Consider the following 16754-nt stretch of genomic DNA (forward strand, 5'->3'; position numbering starts at 1 on the left):
AACCCCGCACAACGCCGCAATGCTGACGCTGGACAATATCCTTACTGATCGCGGCTCCAAATATGCCGTCTCCGGCGCGCCCTGCGCGTCGGAGGAAGAGGCCAAAACCCTCGTCAAAACCCTGAAGAAACAAAAGAAATTCGCCAAGGCCACGCATAATACATGGGGCCTTCTGCTCGGCTCCGGCCCGGTCAAGAATGACGACGGCGAAAGCGGCGCGGGCAACGTGATCCTGCGCATGCTAGAGCGCGATGAAATCCGCGACCACCTCGTCATCGTGACCCGCTGGTATGGCGGAAAGCATCTGGGCGGTGACCGGTTCCGCCATGTGCAAACGGCGGTTCGCGCCTATCTCGACGCGGCCAATCTCACTTCAACTGGCTGTCCTTCGACCCGCGCCGATTGATGCCGCCGCGGGGCTGGTTCTGCGCCTGAAGATCGGAGGCGCAGTCGATGCACAGCTTGACGCCCGGGATGGCGGTGCGGCGGGCCTCGGGGATCGGCTCGTCACAATCCGCACAATGGGTCCGGCTCTCGCCCTGCGGCTGCGCCCGGGCCTTGAGCCGCGCCAGCTCATCTGAAATCGAGGCTTCGATCTGTTCACTTACCGCGCCATCGCGCGCCCATCCGCCGGCCATGGCCGTCTCCTTTCTTGCAGCATCCAGTTTAGGCCCGTCCTGCCGTCGGGGTCAAATCGCGCTCAGGGTTCCACATATTTGGCGGCGGGCAGAGGCAGCGCCATGTCGCGCAGGAACGCGCTGTTCACGCCCCCCGCCTGCGCGATGATGCCGTTGAGCATGCGAATCGCGGCGGGCGACGTGACCGGCACGAAATGATTATAGCCCTCGCCATCCGAGAGTTCGGTGACATCCACGACCTGCACATCGCCGCGCTGCACCTTTTCGGCGGCGTCGATCACCCCGAGGCGCGGCTTGCGCCCGGTGACGAGACCCGAGAGCGTGAGCACCCGGTCCGCCTTGGTGATGAAGATGAGAAACGGCTGCGGAAGCTGCCTGATCGCCGCCGCCTGCCGGTCAAAGAGATCGGGGTCGATATCGGGCGACATCAACACCACGCCGCTGATCCGGCTCAACACCTGCCGGTCGCCGCGCAGGGCGATCTGGCGCAGCGCCTCCATCACCAGTTGCGAGCCCATGGAATGGGCGAGGATAAAGACCTTCTCGCCCGGGCGCGCCGTCAGATCATGCAGCAGCGTCTCGAGATCGTCGCGCGCATAGAGCACGCTGTCGCGGTCGTAGATATAGCCGCGCGGATCGCCCGCCGAGGGCCAGGCAAACAGCAGCCCCGGCATCGGCACGTTGAAGTCCGACTGGATCTGCGCCAGCCGGTACATCGCCTCGGACAGGGTGTTGTTGTAGCCATGCACGAAGAGCAGCGTCTCGCGCCCCTCTGTGCGCGCGCGCATGTCGCGGATGAGCGTGCGCGGCCCGTCATGCACCTGCGTCCCGTTGACGACGAAATCGGTGGCCGCATCGGCTGGCCCCTCCGGCCATTCGATGCGGCCGGTCTCATGGGTCGGCGGGATCGAGATATCGACGCGGAAATAGCGGATTGTCTCGGACCGTTCCTGCCCGAAGACCGGTCCGGTCCGGTCGAGATCGCGGCCCGTCGCCACGAAGGCCGGCTGGATCCGGGCCTGCGGGTGCGGGGCCGCGCGTTCTGCGGTGACGCGGGGCGCGCAGGCGGCCAGCAACGCCAGGACCACACCGGCAAGCGCGATACGGGCCAACCGATCAAAATAGGTCGTTGCCGTCCGACGCATCGCAATCATCACTCGCCCTCGTCCAAAGACGACACATAGGTGATGTTGCGCCCCGCGCCAAGAGGGTCAGGCCGGGGTCAACATACCCTTTTCCTGCGCGAGGCTGCGCATCCGCTTTTGCAGCTTCTCGAAGGCACGCACCTCGATCTGGCGAATCCGCTCGCGGCTGACATCATATTGCGCGCTGAGATCCTCCAGCGTGATCGTTTCCTCGTTGAGGCGGCGTTGCGTGAGAATGTCGCGCTCGCGCTCGTTGAGGACGTCCATCGCCCGTGCGAGCAGCTCTCGTCGGGCCTGCAATTCATCCTGTTCCTCGTAGGCGCCGGCCTGGTCAGCATCTTCGTCCTCAAGCCAGTCCTGCCATTGCATCGTGCCCTCGCCCTCGGAACCGACGGTGGCGTTGAGCGAGGCGTCTGCCCCGGCCATGCGGCGGTTCATCGAGATCACCTCGTCCTCGGTCACGCCGAGATCGTGGGCGATCTTCTTGACGGCGTCGGGGCGCAGATCGCCCTCTTCCAGCGCGCCGATACGCGCCTTTGCCTTTCGCAGGTTGAAGAACAGTTTCTTCTGCGCCGAGGTAGTGCCGAGTTTCACCAGGCTCCACGACCGCAGGATGTATTCCTGGATCGAGGCACGGATCCACCACATCGCATAGGTGGCGAGACGAAAGCCCTTTTCGGGGTCGAAGCGCTTGACCGCCTGCATGAGACCGACATTGGCCTCCGAGATCACCTCCGCCTGTGGCAGGCCGTAGCCGCGATAGCCCATCGCGATCTTGGCCGCCAGCCGCAGGTGGCTGGTGACCATGCGATGTGCGGCCTCGGTGTCCTGTTCCTCGACCCAGCGCTTGGCCAGCATGTATTCCTCTTCCGGCTCAAGCAGCGGGAACTTGCGAATCTCCTGCATATAGCGATTGAGCCCGCCTTCCGGGGTCGGGGCCGGGAGATTTGCGTAATTGCCCATGCGGGTGTCCCTCCTCATGTATAAGGTGTTAACATTGATCTAGGCTATCAGCCCGCGAGATCAAGTTGATACACACTTCATCTTAACGCATCAGCCGGGGTTTTCCGGCGAAAACCGGCGAATATGTCGACAGATCACGTCATTCTGTCCTGCTGTCATCCGTTCCGCGCAGGTTGGCAAGGAGCGCCGCCATGTCGTCGGGCAGCGGCGAAGAGAAGCGCAGGGCCGCACCGCTGAGGGGGTGGAGAAAGCCAAGGCTGGCCGCGTGCAGGGCCTGCCGAGGGAAGTGGCGCGCCGCCTCGGCGGCGCCCTCGGGCAGGGCGCGCACGGAAAGGCGGCGCGCGCCGCCATAGACCGGATCGCCGATCAACCCGAGGCCTACATGGGCCATGTGCACGCGGATCTGGTGTGTACGTCCGGTCTCCAGCCGGCATTCCACCAGCGACGCCGCCGGTGGCCGGCCGAACGACTCGCGCAGCCGCACGCGCGTGACCGCATGGCGCCCGCCGCTGGTCACCACCGCCTGCCGCTGCCGGTCAGTGCGGTGGCGGGCAAGCTGGGTGCGGATGACAAGCGTGCCATCGGCCTCGAATCGCACGCCTGCCAACCCCGCGAGACGCGGGTCACCCGGACCGGGGACACCGTGAACCATGGCGAGATAGGCGCGCTCGACCGAGTGGGCCGCAAACTGCGCGGCAAGCCCCTGATGGGCGGCGTCGGTCTTGGCCACAACCAGAAGACCGCTGGTGTCCTTGTCGATGCGGTGCACGATGCCCGGGCGACGGGCGCCGCCGACCCCCGAGAGCCGGTCGCCGCAATGGTGCAGGAGCGCATTGACCAGCGTGCCCGATGGCGTGCCAGGGGCCGGGTGGACGACAAGCCCCGCAGGCTTGTCGATCACGATGAGGTCGTCATCCTCGAACGCGATGTCGAGCGCGATCGCCTCTGCCTCCATGTGACTCTCGCGCGGCTCGGGCAAGGCGATGTCGATGCGGTCGCCCTCGGCCACGCGCGCCTTGCTGTCCTGCACCACGTCACCGTTGACGCGCACCGCGCCCTCTTCGATCAGCCGCATGAGCCGCGTGCGCGACAGCGCCGCAGCCTCTGGCACATCGCGCGCCAGCGCCTTATCAAGGCGGGGGGGCGGTGCCGCCCCGATGACAAAGCCGAGCAGGTCCTGCGCCATGTCCGAAAGCCCTCAGCCGGTGAGCCCGGCCACGCTGAAATTCCTCGCGCGGCTGGTCACGGTTCTGACCGCCACGATGATCCTCGGGCTTCTAGTGATCGTCGGGCTGCTTGTCACCCGCTTCTGGTCCGAACCCGAACGGCCCGCCCTGCCCCCGCTGCCCGAGGCCATCACCCTGCCCGAGGGCGCGCGCGCCACCGCCTTCACGCAAGGTGAGGGCTGGTACGCGGTGGTGACCGATGACGGGCGCATCCTGATTTATGATCGCGAGACAGGCACGCTGCGGCAGGTGGTGGATATCCGCGACTAGGGTCTTCTTGTCACATTCCGGCAACAGCGCCAGGTAAAGGCACGGCGGATTGGCCTGCCGCGCTTTGCAGATCGCCTACCTTTCGTAGGGTTGCAAGACCTGTTCATCGTTTCAGGAGAGTCAACTTGGTTTCTCATGAAAACGAGGGTTTGCGCCCCTGTCTCGTGTCTGTGCCAAGCGGGTCAGCGTCGGGATGCATCTGCGGATCCGGAGGAGTGAGCGGCTTGAAAGGTGTAGATGCATGACCCGGCTGAGCGGCATTTTCATCCTGTGCGGCGTGTGGGCGGCGCTCTATGCGGCATCGTTCCTCGTGCCGTACCACACCGGGCCCATGGGCGACGGCTTCACCCGCGGGCTCAACCGGGTGACGCTGTTCTTTCAGTACCAGGTTGCCGCGGGCGCGGTCGCGGTCGTGGTGTGGTGGATGGGCAGCAAGCTCACCATACGCTGGCAGCGATGGCTCGCACGGACGCCCGCACTGCTTGCGTTGACGCTGTTCGTCCTCACCGTGGGCGTCATCGTGTTCGCCAACATGAACAAGCCCGGGCCCACCGAATACGTGCCCGACCCCGACCGCCCGATGAGCGCCCCGGCACAGCCGGTGCCCCAAACCGATGACTAGCCGCGTTGCGGCGCTGCTTGTCACCCTGTTGCCGCTCACCGCCGCCGCGCAGGACCGCTCCGAAACCAGATCGCGGACGGCCGCGATCTTCAACAGTGTGGCCTGCGGGGCGATGCGCACGTAGACCTGCCAGTGGACGAAACGGGATGGCACCTTACGTCAGAGCCGCACGCGCATGGCTGGCATATGCGGCTCCGGGGTGGCCCCGAACCGGGCCGCGCGCGCAATGGCAGGTGCAGCAGGTCTATCGGCTGGTGACGGGAGAACGACTGCGGTGGTACCGCCTCCCTGGCTTGAACAGGGGACCTCTGGATCCACAATCCAGCGCTCTAACCAACTGAGCTAAGGCGGCACTGACGGGGGATTTACCTTTGCCGCCTGCCGATTGCAAGCCTAACGGAAAGCGATTTCCCAGCTTTGTTCGACAAGGTCGCAGCCAAAAGAGCGCACCGGTTTCGAGGCGGTGAGCCGCCAGCCGTTGCGCGCGTAGAGCGCGCAGGCGGCGCGGTGGCTCTCATGCGTCCAGAGCGCCATGCCGCTATATCCGCGCGCGCGGGCAAAGCCGGTGCAGGTATCCAGAAGCCGCTGCCCGAGCCCCTGCCCGCGGGCCTCGGTCACCAAGAGGAACAGCCGCAGCTTGGCGATTCCCTCGGACTGGCGCACGCAGAAGATCGAGCCGAGCCGCCGATCCTCGACATGAGCGATCCAGCCCGCCTCGCAACTCGGATCGTGGTCCGCGATGAATGCGTCGAGAATCTCCGCGACCAGCGCGCCGAACGTCTCGTCAAAACCCTCGTCGCGCGCATAGAGCGTGGCATGACGCTCGACCAGCCAGGGCGCGTCGTCGGGGCGGAAGGGGCGGATCGCGGCCTCGGTCATGGTCGCCATCAAAGCGCGCGCAGGCTTGCCAATCAAGCGCGAACAGCGTAGCAGATCGCGAGTTTCAGGAGGCGGTCATGGGCATCAACGACGAACGCGAGATCGAGGCCAATCTCCAGATCGGGCCAACGGATAGCGGCATGGTGCGTCTGTTCATCGAGTCGCAGGGCATCGAGGTTCCGATGGATTTCGAACCCGACGAGGCCGAGGAAATCGCCGAGGAAATCCGTGCCGCGGCAGCCGCCGCCCGGGCGCGTGGATCATAGCGGCGGGTCGGTGAGCCGGTGCAGGCGGCGCGCGGCGTCGCGGGCGATACGACGGATGAGTGCGGCGCGCCGCGCGGCCGCAAGCCGGGTCTCGGGGGCCATGCGGATAATATCGGCATCGTAGCCGTCGGCGATAATGAGGCCGGTATCGTCGGGCAGCAGATCCGTGGGAAACCCCGCGTCCACCGCCCAGAAATAACGGTCACACCAGTCGAGATAGCCTGTCCACTTGGCGTCCGAGGCGAAATCGGCACGGCCCGATTTGCACTCGATCACCCAGATATCGCCCTTCGGGCCAAGCGCCATGACGTCCACGCGCTTGCCGCGCTCGGGCACGAATTCCGTCAGGACGGCGAAATCATGGCTGGCCAGGTGGCGGCAGACGCCACGAGCGAGCGCCTGTCCGGGACGCAGGGACGGATCATGCGGGAATGCCATATCGGCATTTTGAACAAATAAGGAACGCACGCAACCCCTTGCCGCGGGGCGTACAAGCGCTTAGCTGTGGGGTGTGGCGGGTGCTGCCCTTCTCGTGAGCGGTTGCATTCCGGTGGCCTTAAGCAATTCCGAGGGAGCTGGCTCTGTCCGGATCGTGGTCCGGTTACCCGGCGCCCACCTGTATACACAGGTCCTCGGGAATGAGAGAACCACACGGTTGCGTGCGGGCCCGTCACACCTCTCTCTCCTTTTCCCGATTCGCAGGCGTGAAACCCAATAAACGCGAAAAGGCCCCCGTGGGGGCCTTTGGTCAGTGCTCCGGCTGGCGCGGCTCAACCCCTTGGTCGAAACGTCCGGCGCGTATCATCAACGCGGGCGGGGATCGTGGCATAGTCGCGGCGCATGACATGCTGCCGCAGCCCGCCGTGATGATCGTCGTCATCGTCATCCTTCATCCGCATCACCGCGATGGCGAATTGCACCCCGGCAAAGACGATGCCATTTGCCAGCCAGAGGATCAGGACCGCAAGCGGCCCGTCGCTGCTATGGGTGACAAGGTGCCACAGGTTGGCGATATCGAACCACAGCAGGAGCGCGACGAACACGCCCGCGATGCCGAAGCCGATGGCGACCTGCGTGATGTAGAGCTTGATGAGCTTGGGCATGGCCGACCTCCGTTTCTGCTACAACAAAGTTACGCCCTTGCCATGAGATTACAAGGGCCGATCCGGACCTGTCCGTGCCCTGTGCGAGATATCGCCGGTCCAGACCTGTGAAAATGCGTGGTTTCGCGGCCGACCGCACCGGCCCCCGGGCGGATTCGTCGCAGCACGAGTCAGCGGAATTTCAGCGGCAATAGGAGCCACCACGATTCCGAGCCGTGTCGAAATGAAAGTGGTCTTGGTGGAACTGGTCAGATTCCGGACCCAGCACCGTGCCGAACGGGCCGCAGGCCTGCCGATGGACGCGACGCAGCACCCGGCCCTTTCGCCCCTGTCCCCAATCGTCGCGCACCGAAATCTCGGAGCCGTCGCGCAATTGCAGCGCGGCAATGTCAATGGCACGGCCTTTGCCATGCTCGGAAATCTCTGCACCGCTTTGGCTATTGCGGGTCCGGCAGGCATAATGCGCCGCAACGCGCAGACCGGTGAGGCCCCCGCCCATGCGACCGACCTCGGGCCTGGCGCTCTGATCGACCCATGCCCCGAGCGTCCGCGCGGTCTGACAATCGAGCGCGGCAGACTGGCTCAGGCGCACACCATGCACCGATTCGAGGCGCACGGCACGCTTCACCCCGCAGCCCGCGATCCGACCGGGCAGGATGCCCGAGACCGTGCCCACCAGCCCCGGATCGCCACAAAGCCCACCGCCGCGCGTCACCGCGTCGTTGCCGCGCCCGCACCCCGTCGCCAGAACGCTCAGGCCCAATGCGGCGACGAAAACCGCGCGCCTCATACCTTCTTCCCCCGTCCAAAATCAGGCGCGTCAACGTCCTGCCCCGCTTCGATGATGCCGCGGCGGATAGCGCGGGTGCGGGTGAAATAAGCGTGCAGGTGATCGCCGTCACCGGTGCGGATGGCGCGCTGAAGCGCAAACAGCTCCTCGGTGAAACGCCCGAGGATTTCCAGCGTCGCCTCGCGATTGTTGAGAAACACGTCGCGCCACATCGTCGGGTCGGAGGCCGCGATACGGGTGAAATCGCGGAAACCGGCGGCGGAATACTTGATGACCTCGCTGTCGGTGACGCGGCGCAGGTCGTCGGCCACGCCCACCATCGTGTAGGCGATAAGATGCGGCGCATGGGAGGTAACGGCAAGGACAAGATCGTGATGCTCGGCATCCATCTCGTCGGTATGGCTGCCCAGCGCCTGCCAGAACCGCTCCAGCCGCTCCACCGCCGCGCGGTCACTGCCCGGCTGCGGCACGATCAGGCACCAGCGGTTGTCGAACAACTCGGCAAAGCCCGAGCGGGGGCCGGAATGCTCGGTGCCCGCCAAGGGGTGGGCGGGGACGAAATGCACCCCTTCGGGCAGGTGCGGCGCGACCGCCTCGATCACCGCTTTCTTGACCGATCCCACGTCGCTCAGCGTCGCGCCGGGCTTGAGCACCGGGGCGATCTCCTCGGCCACGACCCCCATAGCCCCCACCGGAATGCAAAGCACCACCAGGTCGGCCCCGTCGGCGGCCTCGGCGGCGGTCTCGCAGACGCGGTCGCACAGGCCGATCTCGCGCGCGATGGCGCGGGTCTCGGGGCTGCGTGCATAGCCTGTCACCTCCCGCGCGAGCCCGCTGCGACGGATGGCATGAAACATCGACGAGGCGATGAGCCCCAGCCCGATGAGCGCCACACGATCGTAGATCACACTCATCGCGTGCCTGCCCGGAACTGCCCAACGGCATGGGCCACGCGGCGGCAGGCGGCCTCGTCGCCCACGGTGATGCGCAGGCAGTCGGGAAGGTTATACCCCCCGACCCGCCGCACGATCAACCCGCACGATTTCAGATAGTCGTCGCAGGCCTCGGCCTCGGCGCGATCGGCAAAACGGGCAAGGATGAAATTGCCATGGCTCGGGTCCGATGGCACGCCCTGCTCGGCGAGCGCCCCGGCCAGCCACCCGCGCAGGCGGGTGTTCTCGTCGCGGCAGCGCACGATCCACTCGGTCTCGCGCACCGCCGCCTCGGCAGCGGCGAGCGCCGGGCTCGATAGGTTGAACGGCCCGCGGATGCGGTCCAGCACATCGATCACGTCAGCGGGCGCGTAGCCCCAGCCGACACGCAAACCACCCAGCCCGTAGATCTTCGAAAATGTCCGGGTCATAACCACGTTGTCGCGCGCCTCGACCAGCGCCGCGCCGCCATCGTTGCCCTCGACATACTCGACATAGGCCCCGTCGAGCACCAGCAGCGCGGTCTCGGGGATGCCGTCGGCCAGCCGCCGCACCTCGTCCGGCCCGATCATCGTGCCGGTGGGGTTGTTGGGATTGGCGACAAAGACCAGCCGCGTGGCCGGGGTGCAGGCCGCGAGGATCGCGTCCACGTCGGTGGTGCGCGCCGCCTCGGCCACCTCGACCGGGGTTGCCCCCGCCGCCAGCGCGCCGATGCGGTAGATGGCGAAGCCGTGCTCGGTATGGATCACCTCGTCGCCCGGCCCGGCATAGGCCTGGCACAGCAGGTGCAGGATCTCGTCGCTGCCCACCCCGCAGATAATGCGCGCGGGATCGAGTCCGTGCATCTCGCCGATCGCGGCGCGCAGCGCGCCGTGATCGGTGGACGGGTAGCGATGCAGGTCACGGGCGCTGCGGCGCACCGCCTCGCGGGCGGCCTCGGGCGGGCCAAACGGGTTCTCGTTGGAGCTGAGCTTGACCGCGTCCGCCACGCCCGCGACATGGCTCGCCCCGCCCTGGTAGGGGGCGATCTGCATGATGCCGGGCTGCGGCGTTATCCTGGTCATGTCCCGTGCCTTTCCTCTTGGCGGGGTTCTAGCTTTGGCATCCGGCCTTGACCAGAACGAAAAGGGCCGCGGCGGTTTCCCGTCGCGGCCCGCGTGTCCCGTCAGGGCGCGATCAGTTCTGCGCGTAGTATTCGATGACGAGGTTGGGCTCCATCATCACCGGGTAGGGCACATCGCCCAGCGCCGGCGTGCGCACAAAGGTCGCGGTCATCTTGGAATGGTCGGCCTCGATGTAATCGGGCACGTCACGCTCAGCCAGCTGCACGGCCTCGAGAACGGAGACAAGCTGCTTGGACTTCTCGCGCACCTCGATCACGTCGCCTTCCTTCACGCGGTAGGAGGGGATGTTGACGCGCTTGCCGTTCACCATCACATGGCCATGGTTCACGAATTGCCGCGCGGCAAAGACTGTGGGCACGAACTTGGCGCGGTAGACCACCGCGTCGAGACGGCGCTCCAGCAGGCCGATGAGCAGCTCGCCGGTATCGCCCCGGACACGCTCTGCCTCGGCATAGATGCGGCGGAACTGCTTCTCGGTGAGATCGCCGTAATAGCCCTTGAGCTTCTGCTTGGCGCGCAGTTGCAGGCCGAAGTCGGACATCTTCTGCTTGCGGCGCTGGCCGTGCTGGCCGGGGCCGTATTCGCGGCGGTTGACCGGCGACTTGGGGCGGCCCCAGATGTTCTCGCCCATGCGGCGGTCGATTTTGTACTTGGCAGACGTGCGTTTGGTCACGGCTGATCTCCTTCTCTATATGTCGAAGGGCGTTGTCCTCTGGATTGCTCCCGACAGGCATCCCCTTGCGAGGGCCACCAACACCAATGAAGCCGCGCTTATATACCCCGCGTTCGCGCTGTCAACCACCCGCGCGCCCCGGCTTCTTCCTGGTCCAAATACCTCCGCGAGCGCTGCGCGGATGCGCGACGGGGGCAGCGTCCCCTGCCCCGGGTCAGCCCTGATTGGCCAGCGGATCGGGGCCGAAACGGTTGTCACCCACTGTGCCGCGATGGATGAAAAAGGCGAAGATCAGGATCAGCCCCCCCGATCACCGGGATCAGAACCAGCAGATACCACCAGCCGGAGCGGTCCACATCATGCAGGCGGCGCACGGCAACGGCGATGCTTGGCAAGAGCACGGCCAGCGAGAAGATCGCGCTGACGATATCGCCGAGGATCAATTGCAGCACGAGACTCACCACCAGGACGAAAAGCGCGAACCACCAGAATTCGGAGCGTGCAGCGCGTCCGCTGAAATTGGCGTAATTCTCGGTGAGAACCGTCCTGACCGCCGTCATGAAATCCTTGGTCCGAAACTCCTTGCCTTTGTCACTTGTCCTTTTGACCGATGCGCGGCTCGGTTCCGGCGCGCAGCCGCGCGATGTTGCTGCGGTGCCGCCACAGGATCAGCGCCGCGAGGCAGGTCGCCAGCGCCACCGCCGCGCCGTGGCCCAGCACCAGCGCCCAGACCGGCGCCAGCACCGCCGCCACCAGCGCCGCCAACGACGAGATGCGCGCCACCACCGCCGTGGCCAGCCATGTCAGGCAGGCCGCGATCCCCACGGGCCACGCGAGCGCCAGCAGCAGGCCAAGGAACGTGGCCACACCCTTGCCCCCGCGAAAGCCCAGCCAGACCGGGTAACAATGCCCGGCAAAGGCCGCGAGCCCCGCGAGCTGCGCCGCGTCCTCGCCCGCGATCGCCCGCGCCAGCAGCACCGCCAGCGCCCCCTTGCCGCCGTCCAGCAGCAGCGTGAGCGCGGCGGCCACCTTGTTGCCCGTGCGCAGCACGTTGGTAGCCCCGATATTGCCAGAGCCGATCTCGCGCAGGTTGCCCAGCCCCATCACCCGCGCCAGCACCATGCCGAACGGGATAGAGCCCAGCAGGTAGCCCGCCACGGCCCACAGGATCAGGATGCTGGCGGCGCTCTCGACAGGGGGCATCAGGAAGCCTCGTAAACACAGCAACCGGCGACATAGGTGGCGCTCACCCTACCCTGAAGCCGCGCCCCGTCAAACGGCGTGTTCTTGGATTTCGAACGCAGCGCGAACCGGTCGAGGATGAACGGCTTGCCAGGGTCGAACAGTACGAGGTCCGCAGGCGCCCCCTGCACAAGCCGCCCGGCAGACAGCCCCAGCCGCTTCGCCGGATTGAGCGACAGCGCACGAAACAGCGTCGGCAGGTCAAGCGCCTCGGCATGGTAGAGCCTGAGCGCCGCCGGGAGCAGGGTCTCCAGCGCGACCGCCCCGCTCGCCGCCGCCTCGAATGGTTGGCGCTTGCTCTCCTCGTCCTGCGGGGTGTGCATCGAGCTGATGATATCAATCAGCCCTTCGCGCACCGCCTCCGTCACCGCCTGCCGGTCCTCCTCGGACCGGAGCGGCGGCTTGACCTTGAAGAAGGTGCGATAGTCCGACACGTCGAGCTCGTTGAGCGTCAGGTGATGGATGCTCGTTCCCGCCGTGATATCCAGACCGTTACGCTTTGCCCGGTGCAGGGCAGGTAACGCGCGGGCGGTGGTGATCTGGTCAGCGTGATAGCGCGCCTGCGTCATTTCCAGCAGGGCAATGTCGCGATCGAGCCCCATCCGCTCGGCCATCGGCGAGACGGCGGGCAGGCCTCGTAGCGAGGCGAACTTTCCACTCGTCGCCGCCGCCCCCGCGCTCAGCCCGGGATCCTGCGGATGGCAGATCACCAGCGCGCCCAGGCTGCGCGCATAGCTCAGCGCACGAGCCAGCACCTTGGTGTCGCGCACCACGTGGTCGCAATCGGTAAAGGCCACGGCCCCCGCATCCATCAGGAACCCGATCTCGACCATCTCGCGACCCTCGCGCCCCTTGGTCAGCGCGGCCATCGGCAGCACGTTCACGGGCGCCGCCTCGTTGGCGCGGCGCTCCACGAATTCCAGCACCTCGGGGCTGTCGATGGCGGGCAGCGTGTCGGGCCGCGTGGCCATCGTGGTCACGCCCCCCGCCGCCGCCGACAGCCCGGCGGAGCGATAGCTTTCCTTGTGCCGCTCACCCGGCTCGCAGACCTTCACGCCGATATCGACGATCCCGGGGGCAAGACACTGCCCGCCGCAATCGACCACCGCCTCGGCCTGCGGCCTGTCCTCGCCGCTGCCGCGCCCGGCGATCACACCGCCGTCGATCAGCAGCCAGCCGGGGCCGTCCGTCCCCGCCTCGGGGTCGATCAGGCGGGCGTTTGTAAAGAGTGTGGTGGTCATGCCGTCCCGTCCTCGCCTCTTGTTTCGCTCATCCCGCCACCCATACCATTACCACCGTCAGCGCCGCGATCACCGCCAGCGCCACCATCGCGATCTTGCCGGACATGCGCGGGTCCTTCGGCTCCTGCATCGCTCAGCCCTCCCTCAGGCCGGCGGCGGCGCGGATGCGGGCCTCGGTCGCCCCACGGTCCGCCTGGTATTTGATCAGGTGCTTGTCGCCCGAGGTCGTCACCACCTGCACCGCGCTGCCCAGCCCGCGCACCGTCCGGATCTCCGCCAGCCGCACCGCCCGCGTGAGCGGCCCGAGAAGCCGCCGGTCGGTCAAGTCCCATCGCGCCTGCAGCTCGTCGGAGGCCACGTAGCCCGCGCGCACCGCCACCGCCGCAAGCCCGCCCACCGCACCGGTCCAGACATGGGGATTGCCAGCGGCCCAGAGCACCGCCATCCCGAGCGCCATCGCCCCCGCCGCGAGCCACGCGTGATCGCGCCAGTAGGTCGCGCGGTCGGGGTGAAAGCTCTCGATCACGCGCTCGCCCTCGGCGAGTGCGGTGGTGGGGGTCATGGAATGGATCGGCCCCTCGCTCATGGCGTTACCACCAGCCAGATCACCAGCGCCACGAGCACCGCGAGCCCGGCAAAGAACACCACCGCCGCAAGCCGTGCCGCGCGGCGCGAATGGCCGGGGCCCGCAGACGGGGCCAGGCTGCCCGCCGCACCGCCCGCGGGTAACCGCTCGAAACGCACCTCTGGCACATCCTCCTCGAATCGGGACACGAGGCGCAGACCGCGCCCGGGGCGCAGCACCGTCGCGCGACCGCCGAAGGCGCGCGACGGCAGGATCAGCACCCGGCCCGTCAGCCCGTCGATCTGCGAGCGCATTTCCGCGATGTCCGCCTTCGCAATCCCATGGCCCTCGACCAGATATTCGGACAGCGGCATGGCACCGAGATCGCCAAGATCGAACAGCTCGATCTCATGGCCGTCCAACGCGCCATCGGCCCCCAGCGCGTCCATCACCGCGGCATCATCGAGCGGCGCGCCCGCGTCCTCCAGCACGGAAAAGACGCGCACCACATGCGCCTCGTAAGCGGGGACATGGAGCACGGTGCTCATGCCGCGCGGCGCGCCCGCAGGCCCTGCGCCAGCAGCTCCATCGCCGCCATGCGCACCGCGACACCCATCTCGACCTGATCCTGTATCACCGACCGGTTGATGTCGTCGGCGATCTCGCCGTCGATCTCGACGCCGCGGTTCATCGGCCCCGGGTGCATCACGATGGCGTCCGGTTTGGCATAGGCCAGCTTCTCGGCGTCGAGGCCAAAGCGGTGGTAATACTCGCGCTCGCTGGGGATAAAGCCGCCATCCATCCGCTCGCGCTGCAACCGCAGCATCATCACCACGTCCACGCCCTCCAGCCCCGCCTTCATGTCGTCGAACACCTCGACCCCGAACTCGGCGATGCCCGCGGGCATGAGCGTCGGCGGGCCGACGAGGCGCACGCGGTTCTCCATCTTGCCCAGCAGCAGGATGTTGGAGCGCGCCACGCGGCTGTGCGCGATGTCTCCGCAAATGGCGATGTTGAGCCGGTGCAGCCGCCCCTTGGCGCGGCGGATGGTGAGCGCGTCCAGCAGCGCCTGCGTCGGATGCTCGTGCCGACCGTCGCCGGCGTTGAGCACGGCACAGCGCACCTTCTGCGCAAGCAGGTCCACCGCGCCGGAATGCGGGTGGCGCACCACCAGAAGGTCGGGATGCATGGCGTTGAGGGTGAGCGCGGTGTCGATCAGCGTCTCTCCCTTCTTGAGGCTAGAGGCCTGCATCGCCATGTTCATCACGTCCGCCCCGAGCCGCTTGCCGGCCAGCTCAAAGCTCGCCTGCGTGCGGGTCGATGCCTCGAAGAACATGTTGATCTGCGTCAGCCCGCTCAGCACGTCGCGGTGCTTGGCATCGCTGCGATTGAGCGCCACGTATTCCTCGGCAAGGTCAAGGATGCCGGTGATATCGCCGGGGGTAAGCGGTTCGATCCCGAGAAGATGCGCGTGCGGGTAGGTCATGCCGCCTCCGATGCGGTTTCCCCCGCTTATAGAAAGGCCGCGGCGCATGGGCAAGCCGCGGCACCGGGCTTCATCTTTCCACAAATACTCTCTTCACACGATCGCGGCGCGACGGCCTGCCCTCTTTCCCCTGCCGATGCCGCGCGATAGCGTGTCGGAATGGAATCGCCCCTCACATCCGAGACTGCCCTCGCAAGCCTCGCCTGGCAGATCGAACTTGGCGCGACCGAGGCGATCGGGGATGCGCCGGTCAATCGCTACGACCTGCCGGACAAGACGGCCCAACCGGCGGCGAGACCCCCGGCCCAAACCGCCACCACTCATGAAATCGCGGCACCCGCGACGACCGCGCCCGCGGACGGCGATCCCGTGGCCGACGCGCAGGCCGCAGCCGCCACCGCCACCACGCTCGACGCGCTGCGCGCGGCACTCGGCACCTACCCGCATTGCGACCTGAAGCGCGGCGCGCGCAATCTCGTCTTTGCCGATGGCGACCCGGCGGCGCGGGTGATGATCATCGGCGAGGCGCCGGGGCGCGACGAGGACCTTCAAGGCCGTCCCTTCGTGGGTCGCGCAGGCCAGCTTCTCGACCGGATGTTCGCCGCGATCGGGCTGTCGCGCGGCGACGCGAACCCCGAGACCGCGCTCTACATCACCAATATCTCGCCCTGGCGTCCGCCGCAGAACCGTGACCCCAGCGCCGAGGAAATCGCCATGCTGCGCCCCTTCATGGCGCGGCACGTGGCGCTGGCCGCGCCCGATCTCGTGGTGCTGATGGGCAACGTTAGCTGCGACGCGGGTCTGGGGCGGCGGGGCATCACGCGCCTGCGGGGGCAGTGGGCGCAAGCATACGGCAAGCCCGCCCTGCCGATGTTCCACCCCGCATACCTGTTGCGCAACCCGTCGGCCAAGCGCGAGGCATGGGCCGATCTTCTGGCACTCAAGGCGCGGCTGGAGGGGGGCAGCGCATGATCGTCGAGCCGCTCACGCTGCTGGCCTTCATCCCCGCCGCGCTGGCGCTCAACCTCACGCCGGGGGCGGACATGATGTTCTGCCTCGGGCTCGGCCTGCGGGCGGGCCCGCGCCCGGCCATCGCCGCGAGCGCGGGCATCTCGGCGGGCGGCATGGTGCATGTCACGCTTGCCGGGCTGGGTCTCGCCGCCGCCATCGCGGCGTTTCCGCTGGCGCTCGACGTGATCCGCTGGCTGGGCGTTGCCTATCTGCTATGGCTGGCCTGGGGTGCGCTGCGGCAAGGGCCGGTTCGGGCACAAGCCCGTGCGATGGGCGCAGCCCGCGCCTTTCGCGAGGGAATGGTCGTCAACCTTCTCAATCCCAAGGTGATCCTCTTCGTGCTTGCCTTTATCCCGCAATTCGTGGACCCGGCCCGCGCGATCTTGCCGCAATTCCTCGTCTACGGCCTCGTGCTGGCGCTGGGCGGCCTCATTATCAACGGCACGGTCGGACTGTTTGCCGGGGGGCTCGGCCGCCGTCTCGCGACTTCGCCCCGGCTCGCGCGCGCGATCGGGCTCGTCTCGGCAGGGATCTTTACCGCGCTCGCTGCTCGCCTCGCCCTCATGCAAAGGAGCTGA

24 protein-coding genes and 1 tRNA gene are annotated in these 16754 nt (G+C 67.1%); 7 read left to right on the plus strand and 18 right to left on the minus strand.

Annotation, left to right across the window (positions count from 1 at the left end; genetic code table 11):
• The first annotated feature begins 19 nt into the window (after window positions 1-19).
• Window positions 20-406, plus strand: a complete 387-nt coding sequence (locus CRJ03_RS14500; protein WP_104019580.1) for a YigZ family protein — start codon at window positions 20-22, stop codon at window positions 404-406.
• On the opposite strand, the gene CRJ03_RS14505 is transcribed toward CRJ03_RS14500, so the two are convergent.
• From CRJ03_RS14505 to CRJ03_RS14520, 4 genes are all read right to left on the minus strand, one after another.
• Window positions 369-638 (minus strand): DksA/TraR family C4-type zinc finger protein, encoded by a 270-nt coding sequence (locus CRJ03_RS14505; protein ID WP_104019581.1) that lies wholly within the window; start codon window positions 636-638, stop codon window positions 369-371. The genes CRJ03_RS14500 and CRJ03_RS14505 overlap by 38 nt on opposite strands.
• A 62-nt stretch (window positions 639-700) precedes the next feature.
• Window positions 701-1783 carry an alpha/beta hydrolase gene (locus CRJ03_RS14510; RefSeq protein WP_104019644.1) on the minus strand — a complete coding sequence of 361 codons (1083 nt, stop codon included), beginning with the start codon at window positions 1781-1783 and terminating at the stop codon, window positions 701-703.
• A gap of 66 nt (window positions 1784-1849) precedes the next feature.
• Entirely contained in the window at window positions 1850-2746 is an 897-nt protein-coding gene (gene rpoH / locus CRJ03_RS14515; RefSeq protein WP_104019582.1) for an RNA polymerase sigma factor RpoH, read from the minus strand.
• Window positions 2747-2885: 139 nt separating this feature from the next.
• A complete protein-coding gene (locus CRJ03_RS14520) occupies window positions 2886-3932 on the minus strand; it encodes an RluA family pseudouridine synthase (protein WP_104019583.1) in 1047 nt (348 codons plus the stop codon).
• Here CRJ03_RS14520 and CRJ03_RS14525 point away from each other — a divergent pair.
• From CRJ03_RS14525 to CRJ03_RS20485, 3 genes are all read left to right on the plus strand, one after another.
• Entirely contained in the window at window positions 3931-4242 is a 312-nt protein-coding gene (locus CRJ03_RS14525) for a DUF6476 family protein (protein ID WP_104019584.1), read from the plus strand. The two genes, CRJ03_RS14520 and CRJ03_RS14525, sit on opposite strands and share 2 nt — an antisense overlap.
• Window positions 4243-4483: 241 nt before the next feature.
• Complete coding sequence (locus CRJ03_RS14530; protein WP_104019585.1) at window positions 4484-4864, plus strand: hypothetical protein; 381 nt, start codon at window positions 4484-4486, stop codon at window positions 4862-4864.
• Window positions 4857-4988, plus strand: coding sequence for a hypothetical protein (locus CRJ03_RS20485; protein WP_276308237.1), 132 nt, complete (start codon window positions 4857-4859; stop codon window positions 4986-4988). Before CRJ03_RS14530 ends, CRJ03_RS20485 begins: the two co-directional genes overlap by 8 nt.
• Before the next feature lie 151 nt (window positions 4989-5139).
• Here CRJ03_RS20485 and CRJ03_RS14535 read toward each other — a convergent pair.
• Together CRJ03_RS14535 and CRJ03_RS14540 are read right to left on the minus strand one after the other, a co-directional pair.
• Window positions 5140-5216 (minus strand) — tRNA-His (locus tag CRJ03_RS14535).
• Window positions 5217-5257: 41 nt separating this feature from the next.
• The gene (locus CRJ03_RS14540; RefSeq protein WP_104019645.1) at window positions 5258-5743 is read right to left on the minus strand and encodes a GNAT family N-acetyltransferase; all 486 of its coding nucleotides are present in this window, start codon (window positions 5741-5743) and stop codon (window positions 5258-5260) included.
• Window positions 5744-5820: 77 nt separating this feature from the next.
• Between CRJ03_RS14540 and CRJ03_RS14545 the strand changes: the two genes are divergently transcribed.
• Entirely contained in the window at window positions 5821-6009 is a 189-nt protein-coding gene (locus CRJ03_RS14545) for a DUF6324 family protein (protein WP_104019586.1), read from the plus strand.
• On the opposite strand, the gene CRJ03_RS14550 is transcribed toward CRJ03_RS14545, so the two are convergent.
• The 12 genes from CRJ03_RS14550 to CRJ03_RS14605 all read right to left on the minus strand — a co-directional run bounded on the left by CRJ03_RS14550 (window position 6004) and on the right by CRJ03_RS14605 (window position 15165).
• Window positions 6004-6447, minus strand: a complete 444-nt coding sequence (locus CRJ03_RS14550; RefSeq protein WP_104019587.1) for an MmcB family DNA repair protein — start codon at window positions 6445-6447, stop codon at window positions 6004-6006. The two genes, CRJ03_RS14545 and CRJ03_RS14550, sit on opposite strands and share 6 nt — an antisense overlap.
• A 332-nt stretch (window positions 6448-6779) precedes the next feature.
• A complete protein-coding gene (locus CRJ03_RS14555; protein WP_104019588.1) occupies window positions 6780-7112 on the minus strand; it encodes a hypothetical protein in 333 nt (110 codons plus the stop codon).
• Window positions 7113-7293: 181 nt separating this feature from the next.
• Window positions 7294-7902 (minus strand): extensin-like domain-containing protein, encoded by a 609-nt coding sequence (locus tag CRJ03_RS14560; RefSeq protein WP_104019589.1) that lies wholly within the window; start codon window positions 7900-7902, stop codon window positions 7294-7296.
• Complete coding sequence (locus tag CRJ03_RS14565) at window positions 7899-8816, minus strand: prephenate/arogenate dehydrogenase family protein (RefSeq protein WP_104019590.1); 918 nt, start codon at window positions 8814-8816, stop codon at window positions 7899-7901. The genes CRJ03_RS14560 and CRJ03_RS14565 overlap by 4 nt, the downstream gene beginning before the upstream one ends.
• Window positions 8813-9898 (minus strand): histidinol-phosphate transaminase, encoded by a 1086-nt coding sequence (gene hisC / locus CRJ03_RS14570; protein WP_104019591.1) that lies wholly within the window; start codon window positions 9896-9898, stop codon window positions 8813-8815. The genes CRJ03_RS14565 and hisC overlap by 4 nt, the downstream gene beginning before the upstream one ends.
• 112 nt (window positions 9899-10010) lie before the next feature.
• Window positions 10011-10631 (minus strand): 30S ribosomal protein S4, encoded by a 621-nt coding sequence (rpsD, locus tag CRJ03_RS14575; RefSeq protein WP_104019592.1) that lies wholly within the window; start codon window positions 10629-10631, stop codon window positions 10011-10013.
• 254 nt (window positions 10632-10885) lie between these two features.
• The gene (locus CRJ03_RS14580) at window positions 10886-11191 is read right to left on the minus strand and encodes a DUF805 domain-containing protein (protein WP_240611684.1); all 306 of its coding nucleotides are present in this window, start codon (window positions 11189-11191) and stop codon (window positions 10886-10888) included.
• 31 nt (window positions 11192-11222) lie between these two features.
• Window positions 11223-11834 (minus strand): glycerol-3-phosphate 1-O-acyltransferase PlsY, encoded by a 612-nt coding sequence (gene plsY / locus CRJ03_RS14585; RefSeq protein WP_104019593.1) that lies wholly within the window; start codon window positions 11832-11834, stop codon window positions 11223-11225.
• A complete protein-coding gene (pyrC, locus tag CRJ03_RS14590; RefSeq protein WP_104019594.1) occupies window positions 11834-13114 on the minus strand; it encodes a dihydroorotase in 1281 nt (426 codons plus the stop codon). Before pyrC ends, plsY begins: the two co-directional genes overlap by 1 nt.
• Window positions 13115-13247: 133 nt before the next feature.
• Window positions 13248-13676: a hypothetical protein gene (locus CRJ03_RS14595; RefSeq protein ID WP_240611685.1), complete on the minus strand. Its 429-nt coding sequence runs from the start codon at window positions 13674-13676 to the stop codon at window positions 13248-13250.
• Between the two features lie 20 nt (window positions 13677-13696).
• The gene (locus CRJ03_RS14600) at window positions 13697-14227 is read right to left on the minus strand and encodes a hypothetical protein (RefSeq protein WP_104019596.1); all 531 of its coding nucleotides are present in this window, start codon (window positions 14225-14227) and stop codon (window positions 13697-13699) included.
• Window positions 14224-15165 carry an aspartate carbamoyltransferase catalytic subunit gene (locus CRJ03_RS14605; protein ID WP_104019597.1) on the minus strand — a complete coding sequence of 314 codons (942 nt, stop codon included), beginning with the start codon at window positions 15163-15165 and terminating at the stop codon, window positions 14224-14226. Before CRJ03_RS14605 ends, CRJ03_RS14600 begins: the two co-directional genes overlap by 4 nt.
• A 159-nt stretch (window positions 15166-15324) precedes the next feature.
• Here CRJ03_RS14605 and CRJ03_RS14610 point away from each other — a divergent pair, with 159 nt between their 5' ends.
• Together CRJ03_RS14610 and CRJ03_RS14615 are read left to right on the plus strand one after the other, a co-directional pair.
• Window positions 15325-16137 carry a uracil-DNA glycosylase gene (locus CRJ03_RS14610; protein WP_104019598.1) on the plus strand — a complete coding sequence of 271 codons (813 nt, stop codon included), beginning with the start codon at window positions 15325-15327 and terminating at the stop codon, window positions 16135-16137.
• Window positions 16134-16754, plus strand: coding sequence for a LysE family translocator (locus CRJ03_RS14615; protein WP_104019599.1), 621 nt, complete (start codon window positions 16134-16136; stop codon window positions 16752-16754). The genes CRJ03_RS14610 and CRJ03_RS14615 overlap by 4 nt, the downstream gene beginning before the upstream one ends.

The organism is Roseovarius nitratireducens (assembly GCF_002925845.1).
GTDB lineage: Bacteria > Pseudomonadota > Alphaproteobacteria > Rhodobacterales > Rhodobacteraceae > Roseovarius > Roseovarius nitratireducens.